The organism is Arenibacter hampyeongensis (genome assembly GCF_002909255.1).
Classification (GTDB): Bacteria; Bacteroidota; Bacteroidia; order Flavobacteriales; family Flavobacteriaceae; genus Arenibacter; species Arenibacter hampyeongensis.
In genome coordinates this window covers 36521-51732 of the sequence record NZ_PIOB01000013.1, presented here as the reverse complement: position 1 = coordinate 51732, position 15212 = coordinate 36521, and the positions used below count along the sequence as shown (strand labels likewise).

The window sequence follows — 15212 nt, the reverse complement described above, 5'->3', positions numbered from 1 at the left end:
CTATCCATTAAGAATTATACTTTTCATATAAATTCCTTAAAAAATACTGTCCATTTTTGGCAAACTCATTACAAATCCTGTTAGAATAGTTTGTGAGTTTTTCATTTTCAAGGAGATACATAGATTCAGTAAATTCGATAATCTCTTTCTGCATTATTGAGGCATAATAGAAATCCTTAAATACTGATTCCATGAAAATGTTACAGGCATAAATGCTGCTTTCTACAACATCACCTTGTAATTTTAATCTATTTAGATTTTTAATTAGTTCATCGAAATCCCTACCATGCCTCGCGAACTTTGAAGTATTTATAATGAGCTCATAGTTTTCCTCATTAAGTTCTTCGATATATTTGATAAGATAAAATAAGGTTGGCATATCTTTAGATTCGAGATCTGCGCTATCTTCTAGTATTTCAAGGGTAAAGTTCCAAATTTTAAAAATCTTTCTCTTGAATAGGCTTTTACCACCGGCATCCTGATTTTCTAAATATTGGTCATATTTAAATGATAAGGAGTGAACAATACTTCTTATTTTCTGAATATTCTTTTGATTCAAAATATAAGTTAGAATTTCTCCTTCTCTTAAATCTTCATAATCAAAAATGTAAAAAATGGTTGCATGAACCTCCAACGGGTCAGTTCGCATTGTTGAATCCTCGACTTTCCACTCTTCCTTTATCGCCTTAAGGTAAACATCTTTAAATGTTTCATACTCAAATTTTGAATTTGGATATTCAATCAAATGGCCGCCAAAGTATGACTTAATAGTTTGATTATTTTTTGAAGGTATAGACTGTAATTGATTATTAGTCCAGGTATAATCTAAAAAATAAAATTGGTTTCTGTGCCAGCCGAGATACATATAGAACTCCTGAATATTTTTTTTGATTAATTTCTCGTAGGCTTCTTTTTCCTTATCTGCCCATCTTGGGCTTTTATCTTCCAAACTATTACTTTGTAACCGCGCCTTTCTTAAGGATAAATCGAATAATGTGCCTATTATAACTCCCGATGTTGAGTTAATGACATGCATGGCGGAACCCAATTTTCCTTTTGCTTTGTCCTCTAATTCATTGCTTATATATTTATCCAAAAAAACAAATATAATTTTCTCAGCTATCGGCAATAATTTAGCATCAAAGGCTTGTTCATCTCTTCTCATCCCCGCACTTAGTAGTCTACAAAAACTCTTGACTACATCTAAATGATCATGTTTATATGATGCGTTTTTTAACTGTAGGTGATTTGTAGCAAATTCAGTCTGTTTAATATACTTGTAAATAAAATTTAGAACATCTTCCCAATTGATTTCACCGTCATTCTTCCAACTATCAGCAAGTGCGTAACAAATCTCTGAAATGTATCTATAAGGCGTTTGCAAAAACAAATCACAATCATCATAAAATTTTTGAGGTGATTCTTTGATAAAAGTACTTAAGTTACTTGCCAAACCCTCAACACAGGGCTCTCGGAAACTTCTTTCAGGGTCAAATGTTTTTAAAATGCCAACTAAATTACTTACTGAAATGGTTTTGAGTTCCTTTTTACTTATTGGAGAGGTACTTCCAAAAGTGACATTACACTGTTCTCTTGGTCTTATTTGCTTTTTGTCCTTATCTAATCTCTTTGAAAGCAATTCATATTTTTTCTCAAAAAATGAATTTGTACTTAGTGCTGAATACCACAGAAGCTTATAATCATCTAGGTATTTACTTTTATCATAATAGTCTTTATCCTGAGAACCATTCTCAATTATTTTTTCAATAATTGAGGCCTCCCTGAGGTTTAAGGAATCAGCAATTTCTTCTAACAAAAAATAAAGGTCATCTCCCCAAAAATTATTAGAAAATAGCATTTTCTCATCATTATTTTTTATTAAATCAAAGAAGATTTGTTTTGAATTTTTCCATGTTTTTGCAAACAGAAACAAAGAAAGTTTTATAAAGTGTTTATGATTATATGCATCACTTAGAAAGGCAGATATTATTTCCTCTATTCGCGTTTTAGAGTGCTTAGAGATTTCTACGCATATAGTTTTTAAGAATATTGAATAAATTGTTTCAATGGAATATGAATGTTTGTCAACTTCATCGATGTGAAATATGCTTTTAATCCAGAACTCACTTATATATTCGGCCTTCAAATAGATTAGTAGATTATCGGCAATAAAATAAATAATCTTATTAGAGCAATATTTAGGAACGCCTGAGTAAAAAACTGGATTCTCACAAGCTTGTTTTAATCTATACGCCCTAATAACAGGGGAATACTTACCAGTTTCATAGCTTGACCGATCTCTAAATATTTGCTTATCCGATATTTCAAAAACTAATTTGACTAATTTTTCAATTTTCTGCTTGTCCTTATTAGTTATTTCTTCTTTATCGAAAAAAGAATATATGAGCTTAAAAATTGATTCGCTTTGAAGGTTGTTCTCAAATTTTGTATTAAAGAAATCAGGTATGTAATCAACTATTTTATTTGTTACGTAATCTTTGGGTAAATTTGTTAGTATATCTAGAAGAAAGTACCAAATCCTGTAATTTTCAAGTTTTTTTATGTTTTTAGAGTAGTTACATATCTCAAGTACAATTTTTATTAAAACTTCAGAGTTTTTATCATCTACATTACCCTTTTTAATCTCTAGGGATATAAATTCTAAGTATTCAGCTTGGTTCCATAAGGCCTCATCCAATATATATTCAGGAGAGAAAAAGCCACTGTTATGTAAAGGTTTTAGCCAACTTACTTTTTTAAGGCTAATATAAAAATGTCTCTCCTTCTGTTCGTCTTTAAAGATGTTCCTTAATGCTGCAAGGATTTGTTTTGTAGGGTTCTCAAACCTGACAATTCGTTCAATTTGCTTTAATTGGTTAATAAAACTACCTAGCAACTTCAAAAGAATTAATTCATAATCAAACCATAACTGTATAACTTCTTTTGGATCTCTAAGTGATTTTGTTGCGCCTCTCCGATGCGCATACTTTACAAATTTTGTGGCAACGTTTATATACTGTTGGGCAAAACTATCATCGATAGGCAAATCTAGAGCCACTAATATCGATACAACATTCCCCCGGTCTTTAAGTGAAGGTTCTTTGAGCATTTTCTCCTTTGCACCCATTGGCGCCAGAATATCTCTTAATCCACCATCTATTTCCCGTGCGACATGCGCTAAGAGATAAGATTTTGATTTCAGGTTTTCACTATGAAGAATATCCAATGCATCCATGTAAAAAGATGATATCTCTTCTCCTATACTTTTTAAACCGTTATATATATTTTGTTGGTTTTCATTAATTTCCATGTGTCAGAATTAGTATAAATTTTACATGAACATTATAAATTCTTAAATATCTCAATACTAAAAAGTAATAATCCACGTAATCGTATTCAACCGTTCGGCCACTTTCAAAATCGTGGTCAAAACTTCCTTCTCATCTGGTAATTCCCCATAAACCAAAAACTGAAAGTCATTCTGATAGGTGTCTTTAAGTTGTTTCCAAGCTTCTTCAGGTTCGTTGAAAATCAATGCTTCTTTAGGGTGGTACTTTAACCAATCGTTGTTGTTCTTAAAACTTTGTACATCGTCACTGGCTACTTTTAGTAGCATCTTATCAAAAGTTTCTGAAGTAAAAAACTGTTGAACCGTTTCGTCTTTCAGTAGCTGATGGATATCATATACATGCCTGATTTTAGCATTCAGGTCGATAATTGGTTTTTCCGTATGTGAGAACCGAACCAAACTCATTATCTTTTCACAAAACGTTCTTCGAGAATCCAATACAAGTGCTTCAAAAGGCAATAGGTCATATTCTTCCGCCAATGTCGTTTGGTTGGTGGCATTCATCATATCATAGATATAGGTATTCAGGACTCTCTTAGTGTAAGGTTCAAAATAGCCCAGCCAAGTTGCTTCTATGATAATGGCATCTCTTACCTGTCCATAATTTCCTTTAAAAATTTTGGGATAGTTGTAGGCTATCTTTCGAATCATTCCCATTTTATTGGTAATCCCTTCCATTTCTATTTCTACGAATGGTGTAGTTATCTCCTTAGTTATTTTTTTGAGCTTAGCCTTTAATTGGTTCCCTGTCTCTTCTTCTCTTCGTATTACAACTAAATCAATATCCTCAGAAAAACGTTCGATGAATTTATAACACTTTGACAAAGCCGTGCCTCCCTTAAATATGACTTCATCTTTAATAGTGCTATCAAAGATCAGTTTTAGGGCATGGCATACCCAATAATCCTTCTCGATATAGATATCTAAAATACCCATCCGTTCTGCTGTTACTTGCACAGCTTGTCTGAAAAGTTGTTCGTTCTCGTGCAGCTTCATTTTATATTCCAGTATTTAGCATTTGACAACACTTTTTTAGAAATATCAAAATCATAAACCGTTATTGGGTTTAAACTATCTTGAAGGTCTCTTATTTCAGTCTCTGCCTTGCAATTAATCCCTCTTAGCAATGCACCCAATAAAGCTCTGGTTGCGGGGGAATATTTAAAGGCCAATTTTATAAGTTTTATATGTTCGCTAGTTTTCAATTCGCGCAATAATGCCATAAATCGAATACAACTTTTTTCAACGGTGGTATCAGGTATTTTCTTAATATAACGTATGGCATCCAACAATCGTAATAGTGGAATATTTTCCTTATTGATAGTATTCTTTTGTTTGATGAACGAAATTCTAAAACGGCCTCTTTTAAAAGAAGGTCGTATCTCACGTTTGCCTATCTGTATCGTGCTGCTTACTTGCGTGGTAAGTCCTAGGGAATTATAAACGCTATACCCCGTAATATACCCTACTAGTTTGCCGTCTTCCTCCAACAAATCTTTTACAATTTGGTGTTGATCAGGCAACAAAGTACCGAATACAGTTTCTTGCGGCTTGAAGTATTTACCTTTAGATAGTTTATTAATCTTACCGGAAGTAGCCATTCTATTCAGATGTTTAATGATGGCTTCTCTCCTATCCACCTCGTTCATAAAATCCATATAGGTGAATACATAACCTTTGGGCAACTTATTAATCTTATCTTCTATATATTCAGAGGCTTTCATTGGAAACTGTTTATACAAAGATATTCAATATGTCCAGTTTATTAGTTAAAAAACTGGACATTTTAAATAAGTCTTGATAACTTTAGTTGCAGTATTGCTTAGTGCATTCGTAACCTAGCTGTTCCATTCTTTCTTCCGAAACATTACTAAACGGTCAACAGGTCAAGTTTTTTTGCGCAAAAAACTTGACATTTAAAGTAAAGATATTTCCCAATCTTATTTGATGGCTGTCCCGTTAAAGTCAACATGTATGGACAATAGCTTATTTGACGCTTGTTTGATACGAATAGTATAAGAGCTTTCGCATTACAATTCCATGTTCCTATGGAAGTTGAAAAACCTACGGTTTTCTAACATCCTAAGCACCGCGCATAAACGCATGGAGTGCAAAAAAACGCTCCAAGCAGTTATCTTGCCTATACACAGTTAGCACTACAACGACCCAAATTATAATCACTAATTTATTGCTATTTTTACTCCAATTGCAAAGTAACAATAATAGCCTTGGAATCGGAAAATAAAGAACATATTCAATTGTTTAAGTCCCTATTCAGAGGAAGGGATGATGTTTTTGCCATTCGATGGGAGAAAGGAAACAAAAGTGGCTATATGCCCGCCTACTTTTACGACCCCTACCGATATAGGCTACATAAAACCAATGGGGGAACATTTAAAGATTTTACCGAAAAATCTTTTTTGCCTTTAAACGACAATCAAGTTTTTAAACATTTAGAAGGCGAACATTTGATTGGAGTTTACCCTTTGCTAAAAGACAATACCTCCTGGTTTATAGCCGCGGATTTTGATAAGGAAAACTGGCAACAGGAATGCAAAAATTTTATCTCAGTTTGTGAGTCCAACAATATACCGGCATATTTAGAGCGTTCCCGTTCTGGAAACGGCGGACATGTTTGGATATTTTTTGAAACACCCTATCCCGCTAAAAAAAGTAGATTAGTTTTTAAACAGTTGCTCGAAGAAAGTGGAACCTTTTCCATATTCGATAAGACTTCAAGTTTTGATAGGTTGTTCCCCAATCAGGATTTTCTTACGGGAAAGGGTTTGGGCAACCTTATAGCCCTGCCATTGTATAAACCGAACGTAGAGGAAGGCAATAGTTGTTTTATCGACCCCAACACGCTTGTTCCTTATGAGAATCAATGGAGTTTATTAAAGAAAATTAAAAAGATAAAAACCGCCGAACTTGATGAATTGTATCGTTCAATCGTTAAAAACGATGCGGACGAATTGGAAAACTCTTTTTCCGGCGATACACTTGTCATCCGTTTGGATAACGAAATCCGAATCAATAAGACCGGGTTGACCACGCCATTGGTTAATTTTATAAAGGATACATTCAACGTGGCCAATCCCGACTATTTCATAAAGAAAAAGATAGGAAGAACAACGTGGAGTACCGATAGATATTTCAATCTTGTTTCCGAATCGAAAAATGAAGTTCTTCTTCCGAGAGGGGCTGTTGGACAATTACTGCGGTTTTGTAACAAACAAAAAATTGATTTCGAATTTGAGGATAAAAGAAAAAAATCCAATGACACACATTTTACTTTCGGCACAGAACTGCTGGAGCATCAGAAAACCGTTCTTTCTGCTGTTTCCAAAAAAGATTTTGGCGTAATTACCGCACCTCCCGGATCTGGAAAAACAATAATTGGACTAAAAATAATTGCTGATAAATGCCAACCAGCATTAATAGTCGTACACAGAAAGCAGCTTTTAGACCAATGGATAGAACGTATAGAAGCTTTCTTGAAAATACCCAAAAGTGCAATTGGGAAAATAGGACAGGGAAAAGCAAAAATAGGAAAGCAAATTACAATAGCAATGATCCAAAGTTTGTCCAAAAAAATAGACACTCCTGAAATACTTGAGAAATTTAAAACCATAATCATCGATGAATGTCATCACATTCCTGCCCAATCCTATGCTTCCACTATTTCCAAACTTCACCCCTATTTCCAGTATGGTCTAACTGCCACCCCTTTCAGAAAAAATAGCGACGGTAAACTGATTTTTGCCTATTTGGGCGAACTTATAACAGACATCAAGCCGCAGGACATAGAAACCTTTAAGAAGGCACGGATTATCGTAAGGAATACAAACTTGGAAGTTCCCTTTAATTCAAAAACGGATACGTTCGAAACCTTGTCAAAAGTTCTGGTACATGATTCCGATCGAAACAAAAGAATAGTTGACGATATTACTTCAGAAGTGAATGCAGGCAAACATGTGGTCGTAATCACAGAACGAAAAGAACATATTACCACGCTATATCAGTTTTTAAAACAAAAATTCGAGGTTATTGCATTAAGCGGAGAAGATTCCGAAAGTGAAAGAAATTTAAAATGGAAAATCCTTAACAAAGGAAATTATCAAATTTTAATTACCACAGGACAGTACTTTGGAGAAGGCACCGATCTGCAAAATGCGAGCTGTCTTTTTTTGGTATATCCCTTTTCTTTTAAAGGAAAACTGATCCAATATATTGGAAGGGTACAACGTTCCGAAATCGCCCCATTGATTTATGATTACAGGGATCATAAGATTGAATATCTTAATCGCCTTTTTCTCAAAAGAAACACCTATTACCGAAATCTGGACAGACAGGCTACCTTATTTGACGATACCCCCGACGCCATTCCCAAGACACAAGCAAGTAGTTCAATGACGGCAACTATAAAAGTACCTATCGAGCAGCTCTATTTCCGTTTCGGTACAATTGCATTTACCCACAAAAGTTCCAAGCTACAAAAAGAATTAGAATTTGAGATTGAGAATGATTATATACGTCCGGAGTTTGAGGTGCTTAAGCCGTATTTTGTTAAAGTAATGGATTCCAAAACCGTAGAAATAACAGTTTCCGCTGAATTTGAAAACAATGTTTTAGTTGCACAATTGGCAACTTCCAGAGACTTGGAAAGGATAAACCGTGAAGTCTTGGAAAGTGTAAGATTCAGGCTCTTAGAGAAAAGTTTTTTTAGTAAAAAATCAAACTCTGAGGATGAATCCGATATTGTACAGGATAAAGAAAGACTACAAGCACTTTATCCATCGGAAAAAGAATTGTTGGAGGAAGTCCTTTCAAAGAGAAGTGTAAAACATTTTCGCCAGCTTCGCTTTCTGGCCGACAATCATGCACACGCGATTTTAAAGCTTCGATTTGTGCTTCAACCATTTTCCTTTGTTTTCTTGTTGTTGGGCAATCACCAATTCCATGTGATTTTGGAAACTTTGGATACTGAAGAAGCGACTTACATTTGGCATTTCAACAAAAATAACCCATCCTTTAAGGAACATCTAGCTTCTGTCGATTCGGCTTTGAATACAATTAGAAATCAGGGCAGGCAGTTTTATTTGGAATCTCAACCCGTAAACTTTAGCCGAATTATCCACGATTATTCTAATGATAGTAAGGGTTTTATTCAATGGAGGGATGCGTTAGAAGAAAAACTTTACTAAAGCCAATTTGGACAAATTGTATATTTTGAGATGGATTATAAATCTAACCTTTTACCCATACGTCAAGGCACACTATTTCTAGGAAGAACCGACAGGGCATTTCCAACAGTAAAAATCCAAATAAAATTATAAATAAAATAATTGCAAGATGTCCTAATAATTATTAATTTGCATCAATTATAATAATATTGGTGCAATATGGGGGTAATTAGAAAATCAATAACTTTTACAGAGCAACAGGATGAATGGATTAAGAAGCAGATTGAAAAAGGCGACTTCACCAACGATAGTGAATATATAAGACATTTGGTCAGAACCCATCAGTCCACTCAACAAGACCTAATAGCACTTGAAATGGCGCTTGATGAGGGCTTAGCAAGTGGTGTAAGCGATAAAAGTGTCGATGATATCTGGAAGGATGCCGAATTGAAATATGCCAAAAAGAATGGCTAAATACCTTCTTAGTAAAAGTGCAGAATCCGACCTTGAAAAAATTGCAGAATATACCATTGAAAATTTTGGAGTTAACCAAGCTCGTGTTTATAAGAATGGTCTTATTACCTGTTTTCAAGAATTGACCGACAGGCCAGAAATGGGAAGGTTCTACCTGCATGGGAATGAAACCTTGCTACTTCGATACCGGTATAAATCGCATGTAATCTTTTATAACAGGATTAATAATGGAATTTTCATAATCCGCGTTTTAGGCGAAAGAATGGATTTTATCAGACATTTATAAAATTCAATCAAACGATAGAACTCTATATCTCTCCCCCTACCCTAAACTATCAACTATAGAGGTCTCTTAAAGAAGTTTAATATATTATTAAACCTTAACGTTACAAGTTATCAACTTTGGTTTGCATACGCTATCAAGTGCGACAATTCGAGGAAGAAAAAGAAGTAGCCTTCCAGGAGGGAAAAGCAGCTGTTTCAACAGAGTTGAATGATTTTTCAAGGAACACCCAGAAGTTTACAAGGGATTTCTTATATGGACGGAAAAAGAGAAAGAGCCAAATCCAAAGTAGGTAAGGCCCTATCCGATTTTTGCTATACGCTTATCTGCCCGAATACTACAAAAATCGGACAGGATCCAAGCACAAAGTTCTTGGGTAAAGGATTTGGGGAGTTAAGAAGATAACATTAATTGGAAATAAATATCCATAAATGTAATTTACATAGTATCTTTACGTTTAAATTGAACATTATATCAAGTGCACGTTATTTCATTTAAAAAACTAATAGAGTATTTTTCGAAAGAAACCAATGCTAAAGTAGCTCTGCAAGATTGGTATAAAAAGACAAACAAGGCTGAATGGGATAGTTTTGCCGATTTAAAGAACACGTTCAATTCAGCTGATAGTGTGGGAAACGGGAGGTTCGTTTTTAACGTCAAGGGAAACCATTACCGAGTTGTTGCCATAGTACGATTTAAGTTCAAGAAAGTACTGATACGATGGGTTGGCAATCACCGGGATTACGACAAAATAAAGAATATAGATAAGTTATAAAGAAATGGGAAAATTAATTACACACGAAGCATATGTAAAAGCAAATCTTCGCTTAGAAGAGTTGATAGATGTTGTGGATGATAATATGTCAGTAGATAACCCTTTGGCAAAAGAGTTTCTGGAGATTACTGATATTATCGAACAATACGAAGAAATCCATTTCCCCATCGGCTTGCCTACCTTACAGGAAATGATTGAACTACGTATGTTTGAAATGGGACTTAAAAGAAAGGATTTAGCAACTCTCTTAGATACAAGCGCCTCCAGAATAAGTGACTACTTAAACGGCAAAAGAGAGATTACTTTGAACGTTGCAAAAGCTTTACATCAAAAATTAAATATTGATAGTGATATAATACTTCAATAGTTGCCAATTGTATTGCATGAGCCGATTACGACATTTAATCGGCTCATATGGCATTATTCTATATATTTATCACTTAATCTTCTGATTTCCATAGGACCTTGAAAATAAGGCGAGTATGACTTTTAGTTGATATCGAAAAATGTAGTTTTGTACCTCATGTGTACCTCGAAGCTTGGGAACCCTTGTAAAATATGGGTTTGTTACTTTCTGTATCGGAAAGTAACAATACAAAATAACACAAATCAAAACACAATAAAACCCAGTAAATACTGGGTTTTATAAATTCATTTTTTTCTATACTTTGTGTTATTTAGTCTTTTTATGCGATTTCTTATACCTCTAACCATCATAATCCATTTATTTAGCACAGGGAAATTTTCGAACGTTCACTTAATCCTCCGATGTACCTTATATATGACACTAAACCTTTTTATATTAATGGGTTAGATATATTATCATTTGAGCAACCATCAATTCACTTATTTTGTAACTTTATTTCGTTGCGATTTTCGAACGATTTGATTTTAAAAACCATATAATATCGAGGAGGTAGCCAGTTAAAAAATTTATTGTAATAATTTTAGTATGAAATGGAAAGGTAGGCGTCAAAGTTCAAACGTAGAAGATAAAAGAGGTGCATCAGGTTCAAGCAGAGGAATAGGTGGCTTTAATCCTATGTTACTAGGGCCATTAATTAAACTTCTATTTTCAAAAACCGGTTTAATTATAGTTGGTGTATTAATTGTATTTTCTTTTATTACCGGTAATAATCCAATAAGTTTCCTAGGTAATATCTTTCTAGGTGGCAATAGTCAGCCGGCAACTACACAATCCTATCAAGGCACTGAAGAGGAAAATCTGCAGGCGGAATTCAGTGCCACTATTTTGGCCAGCACTGAAGATGTGTGGAATAATATTTTAGATAATTACCAAGAACCAACATTAGTGCTTTTTTCTGGTTACGTTACATCTGCTTGCGGTTCTGCGTCAAGTGCTACTGGTCCTTTCTATTGCCCTGGTGATCAAAAACTATATCTAGACCTAAGTTTTTTTCAGGATATGGAACGTCAAATGAATGCTCCAGGTGACTTTGCACAAGCCTATGTCATAGCCCATGAGGTTGGTCACCATGTTCAAAAACTAATGGGCACAATGGACAAGGTTAATCGTCTGAGGGGGCAATTAAGCGAGACCGAATTCAATAAGGTTTCCGTCCGATTAGAATTACAAGCAGATTTTTTAGCTGGTGTTTGGGCAAACCGGTCTCAACGAATGACACAAATGATGGAGGAAGGTGATCTAGAGGAGGCCCTTAATGCCGCCAATGCAATCGGCGATGATAGGTTACAGCGTCAATCAACCGGAAAGGTAGTACCTGACTCATTTACCCACGGTACATCGGAACAGCGAATTAGATGGTTTAAAAAGGGGTTTGAAACAGGGGATATTTCACAAGGAGATACTTTTAATGCAAAATCTCTTTAATTATTGAAGTGTAATTCACTAGATAACTCAATAAATCTGGATTTGGAGAATAGTATATGGGTCTATTAAATAAAATATTAGGAAACGCGAGTGAGGTATCATCAGAAAAACTTAATCAAAAGTATGCTAGATTACTTATAGACGATGAACAAATCGAACTCGGATTTACCTTGTTCAGGGATGTATTTATGTTCACCAATAAAAGGTTAATTTTAGTGGATATTCAGGGCCTGACTGGAAGCAAAATTGAGTACAAATCTTTGCCATATAAAAACATCTCCCGCTTCTCCCTGGAAACATCCGGAACCTTTGATCTGGACGCAGAGCTAAAGATTTGGATTTCCAGTGAGGACACACCTAGTGTAAGTAAGAAATTCAATAAAAGCATAGACGTATACGAAGTCCAAAAATATTTAGCCAAAAAGGTAATGTAACCTTTTGCTTTACAAGTTTAAATACAATATCTGGTAAGTGGTTTATCATCGATGATTTTAATCTTCTATTGATTAGAACTGTTTTTTTCTAGAATCTTCATTAAAGTGACCTCCTCCCCCTGATAATCGCCGTGACCGAATTTTTTACTAACTTATGCAATAGTCACACAAGTTGGGAATGATCAAACTAAGGCACTATGTACATTTAGGAGATATACCCACAAAGGCACAATCATTATGATTCTTTCGGACATAAAGGAAAATGGATTCATAATGAAAATAAGGACGGTCATTATAGATAAAATAAATGTGATGCAAAACACATGAATTTCCAGAATCACTTTACGAAAATACTTATAAAGGCCATTTATCAGATACCGATATGCCTTATACCTGTTCTAGGATTTGGTCAGGACATGGATAATAATAATGATGTCAAAGAAATAATTGGGTATTCACTTAATGGCATAGAGCTCCGTATGGACGGGATTGTGGATGAAGAATTTTGGACTACTATTCCGGGCAATGGCAATTTCTTAATGCAAGAACCAAAAGAAGGGGCTGAACCAACAGAGCAAACTGAGGTACGTATTGCCTTCGATAGCCAAAATATCTATATCGCAGTGGTTTGTTATGATAGTAGTCCGTCAGATATAAAGACTTTTCAAAAGAGAAGGGATGCATCCCTAGAGACAGATGACCGTTTTAGATGGATTTTTGATACATTTATGGACAAGCGAAGTGCTTATTTTTTTGAAATAAATCCCTTGGGATTACGGGGAGATGGTCTCATTTCTTCAGGCCAAGGTCAAACGTTGAACAAAGACTGGGATGGTATTTGGAATGCATGGACCTATAGAGGCGATTTTGGTTGGTCTGCCGAAATCAAAATCCCCTTTCGCAGTATAAACTTTGATCCTAAAAGCGATGTTTGGGGAATTAATTTTCAAAGGACCATACGCCGTAAAAACGAAGAACAATTATGGACAGGTCATCGCCGAAATCAGGGATTGTTACGACCGCAGAATGCCGGTATTCTTACGGGGCTTGTTGGACATTCGCAGGGATTAGGCTTAGAAATTGTCCCTTATGGCATTACCCAGTACAGTAAAGAATATGATGACGAGAAGGACGAGTACAGCAGTACTTCTTCTGCCGACTTTGGGTTTGATATTAATTACAATATTACATCCCAATTGAAAGCTTCTATTACCTACAATACTGATTTTGCCCAAACCGAGGTGGACAATCGACAAATAAATCTTACTCGTTTTCCTTTGCGTTTCCCAGAGAAAAGAGATTTTTTCCTAGAGGGGTCCTCAATTTTGCAATTTGCACCGTCAAGTAATGTAGACCCTTATTTTAGTCGCAGAATAGGACTGGTGAACGGGATACCTATCCCTATTAAGTATGGAGGTCGTCTTATAGGAAATATAGGTAAGAGCAACATTGCACTATTACACGTACGTACAGGAAGCGAAGGAGAGCTGAATCCAGAAAATTTTTCAGTGGCCAGATATACAAGAAATTTCTGGAAGGAGAGTTCTATCGGCCTAATATATACCCATAGAAGCACCGAAGACGATATATTATTTGGTAACCCAATTCAAGATAGAAAAACATGGGGTACCGATCTAAACATAAGTACTTCAGAATTTCTAGGAGATAATACACTACAGTTCTCAGCTTTTTTTGTTGCGCATAACCCTGCTTCACCCTTTGATAATTCTACCTCCATATCCGATAGATCAGTCCGGGGGTTTCGTTTTAATTTCCCCAATCAACCATGGTCTGCTTGGGTTTCGTACAGGGAATTTGGAGATGAATATGATCCAGCGATAGGGTTTAACCAACGAAACGGTTTTAAAAGGTTGCAACCGGCAATTAACTATGGCCCTCTATTTGAAAAGAGCTCCTTTATAAGAGAAATAGAATGGGGCATTTACTATGAGTATCTCACTTCATTGGAAAATAAACTTCTTACCGAAAATCTTCGGTTTAACTTGGGAACCATCCGTTTTGAATCTGGTGATAATTTAGGTGTTGAAGTCTCGAGGAACTTTGAATTTCTTAATGAAGAATTTGATATACTTGGGGACAGTAAAGTTATTGTAGCTCCAGGGAAATATGTGAATTGGGGTTACGAATTGCAGGCATCTTCTGCCTCCTTTCGTAAGGTATCTGGATCAATTGGTTATGAAGCCGGAGGATTTTGGACCGGAAATATTACAAGGCTGGTGATGGGTCTAACTGTTCGCCCAGCACTTGGTATTAATCTAAGTAGTGGTTACACGCATGCCCGAGTAATTGCTGAAAACAGTGGATTTAGTACTAATTTATTCCAGATAGATCTTGGCCTTGATTTTACGCCCGATATTTCACTTTCGTCTAACATTCAATTTGATGATATAAGCGATGTTCTGGGGACCAACACCCGTTTTAGATGGATAATTACCCCTGGTACCGACATTTTTTTTGTGTATAACCACAATTGGCTTAACGACCCAACATTGAATAGAAGACTTTTTACAACACAACAGGGAGCAGCGATGAAGGCGGTTTACACCTATCGTTTTTAGGTAGGTAATAGTCATAAATACCGTGGGGAATCAAATAACCTAGACTTTCACATTCTCAGGTAAAAACTTGGAAAAAATACAAAAACTTATTGTTTATTATTTTTGGTTCTGAAACTAATGGTGGGGTTTAAAGACAATCCAGTCGCAATTGCATTTTTATTGCCAATTTCCTTATACTTTCGGCATCTATTTTTATCTCAATTTACACTTAAATGGAGTTTAATAATCTGTATACAATTTTCCATTGGTTATTCTTTGGCTATCCTAAGTTTAATATAATAAT

12 protein-coding genes are annotated in these 15212 nt (G+C 35.2%); 9 read left to right on the top strand and 3 right to left on the bottom strand.

The annotated features are described in order from the left end of the window. Positions 1 to 7 precede the first annotated feature (7 nt). Genes CWD91_RS20810 through CWD91_RS20800 form a run of 3 tightly spaced genes read right to left on the bottom strand, consistent with a single transcriptional unit; the run spans position 8 to position 5073 of the window. Positions 8 to 3310 carry a hypothetical protein gene (locus tag CWD91_RS20810; protein ID WP_103442910.1) on the bottom strand — a complete coding sequence of 1101 codons (3303 nt, stop codon included), beginning with the start codon at positions 3308 to 3310 and terminating at the stop codon, positions 8 to 10. A 57-nt stretch (positions 3311 to 3367) separates the two neighbouring features. Beyond that, positions 3368 to 4345: a nucleotidyl transferase AbiEii/AbiGii toxin family protein gene (locus tag CWD91_RS20805; protein ID WP_103442909.1), complete on the bottom strand. Its 978-nt coding sequence runs from the start codon at positions 4343 to 4345 to the stop codon at positions 3368 to 3370. Continuing rightward, the gene (locus CWD91_RS20800) at positions 4342 to 5073 is read right to left on the bottom strand and encodes a DUF6088 family protein (protein ID WP_103442908.1); all 732 of its coding nucleotides are present in this window, start codon (positions 5071 to 5073) and stop codon (positions 4342 to 4344) included. Before CWD91_RS20800 ends, CWD91_RS20805 begins: the two co-directional genes overlap by 4 nt. A gap of 504 nt (positions 5074 to 5577) precedes the next feature. Between CWD91_RS20800 and CWD91_RS20795 the strand changes: the two genes are divergently transcribed. The 9 genes from CWD91_RS20795 to CWD91_RS20755 all read left to right on the top strand — a co-directional run bounded on the left by CWD91_RS20795 (position 5578) and on the right by CWD91_RS20755 (position 14929). Beyond that, positions 5578 to 8553 carry a DEAD/DEAH box helicase gene (locus CWD91_RS20795; protein ID WP_205164679.1) on the top strand — a complete coding sequence of 992 codons (2976 nt, stop codon included), beginning with the start codon at positions 5578 to 5580 and terminating at the stop codon, positions 8551 to 8553. A gap of 198 nt (positions 8554 to 8751) precedes the next feature. Beyond that, positions 8752 to 9006: a type II toxin-antitoxin system ParD family antitoxin gene (locus CWD91_RS20790; RefSeq protein ID WP_103442907.1), complete on the top strand. Its 255-nt coding sequence runs from the start codon at positions 8752 to 8754 to the stop codon at positions 9004 to 9006. Next, the gene (locus tag CWD91_RS20785; RefSeq protein ID WP_157943859.1) at positions 8999 to 9292 is read left to right on the top strand and encodes a type II toxin-antitoxin system RelE/ParE family toxin; all 294 of its coding nucleotides are present in this window, start codon (positions 8999 to 9001) and stop codon (positions 9290 to 9292) included. Before CWD91_RS20790 ends, CWD91_RS20785 begins: the two co-directional genes overlap by 8 nt. A 207-nt stretch (positions 9293 to 9499) precedes the next feature. Then, positions 9500 to 9694 carry a hypothetical protein gene (locus CWD91_RS20780; RefSeq protein ID WP_103442905.1) on the top strand — a complete coding sequence of 65 codons (195 nt, stop codon included), beginning with the start codon at positions 9500 to 9502 and terminating at the stop codon, positions 9692 to 9694. Between the two features lie 73 nt (positions 9695 to 9767). Next, positions 9768 to 10064, top strand: coding sequence for a type II toxin-antitoxin system HigB family toxin (locus tag CWD91_RS20775; protein ID WP_103442904.1), 297 nt, complete (start codon positions 9768 to 9770; stop codon positions 10062 to 10064). Between the two features lie 4 nt (positions 10065 to 10068). Then, the gene (locus CWD91_RS20770; RefSeq protein WP_103442903.1) at positions 10069 to 10431 is read left to right on the top strand and encodes a helix-turn-helix domain-containing protein; all 363 of its coding nucleotides are present in this window, start codon (positions 10069 to 10071) and stop codon (positions 10429 to 10431) included. 585 nt (positions 10432 to 11016) lie between these two features. Then, a complete protein-coding gene (gene ypfJ, locus CWD91_RS20765) occupies positions 11017 to 11916 on the top strand; it encodes a KPN_02809 family neutral zinc metallopeptidase (RefSeq protein ID WP_103442902.1) in 900 nt (299 codons plus the stop codon). A 56-nt stretch (positions 11917 to 11972) separates the two neighbouring features. Next, complete coding sequence (locus CWD91_RS20760; protein ID WP_103442901.1) at positions 11973 to 12350, top strand: PH domain-containing protein; 378 nt, start codon at positions 11973 to 11975, stop codon at positions 12348 to 12350. 323 nt (positions 12351 to 12673) lie between these two features. Then, positions 12674 to 14929 (top strand): carbohydrate binding family 9 domain-containing protein, encoded by a 2256-nt coding sequence (locus CWD91_RS20755; RefSeq protein WP_103442900.1) that lies wholly within the window; start codon positions 12674 to 12676, stop codon positions 14927 to 14929. The last annotated feature ends 283 nt before the right edge of the window (positions 14930 to 15212 follow it).

Coding starts and splice junctions, on each gene's coding strand:
- CWD91_RS20810 (WP_103442910.1), bottom strand. CDS start 3,310: ATGGAAATTAATGAAAACCAACAAAATATATATAACGGTTTAAAAAGT.
- CWD91_RS20805 (WP_103442909.1), bottom strand. CDS start 4,345: ATGAAGCTGCACGAGAACGAACAACTTTTCAGACAAGCTGTGCAAGTA.
- CWD91_RS20800 (WP_103442908.1), bottom strand. CDS start 5,073: ATGAAAGCCTCTGAATATATAGAAGATAAGATTAATAAGTTGCCCAAA.
- CWD91_RS20790 (WP_103442907.1), top strand. CDS start 8,752: ATGGGGGTAATTAGAAAATCAATAACTTTTACAGAGCAACAGGATGAA.
- CWD91_RS20785 (WP_157943859.1), top strand. CDS start 8,999: ATGGCTAAATACCTTCTTAGTAAAAGTGCAGAATCCGACCTTGAAAAA.
- CWD91_RS20780 (WP_103442905.1), top strand. CDS start 9,500: ATGATTTTTCAAGGAACACCCAGAAGTTTACAAGGGATTTCTTATATG.
- CWD91_RS20770 (WP_103442903.1), top strand. CDS start 10,069: ATGGGAAAATTAATTACACACGAAGCATATGTAAAAGCAAATCTTCGC.
- ypfJ (WP_103442902.1), top strand. CDS start 11,017: ATGAAATGGAAAGGTAGGCGTCAAAGTTCAAACGTAGAAGATAAAAGA.
- CWD91_RS20760 (WP_103442901.1), top strand. CDS start 11,973: ATGGGTCTATTAAATAAAATATTAGGAAACGCGAGTGAGGTATCATCA.
- CWD91_RS20755 (WP_103442900.1), top strand. CDS start 12,674: ATGAATTTCCAGAATCACTTTACGAAAATACTTATAAAGGCCATTTAT.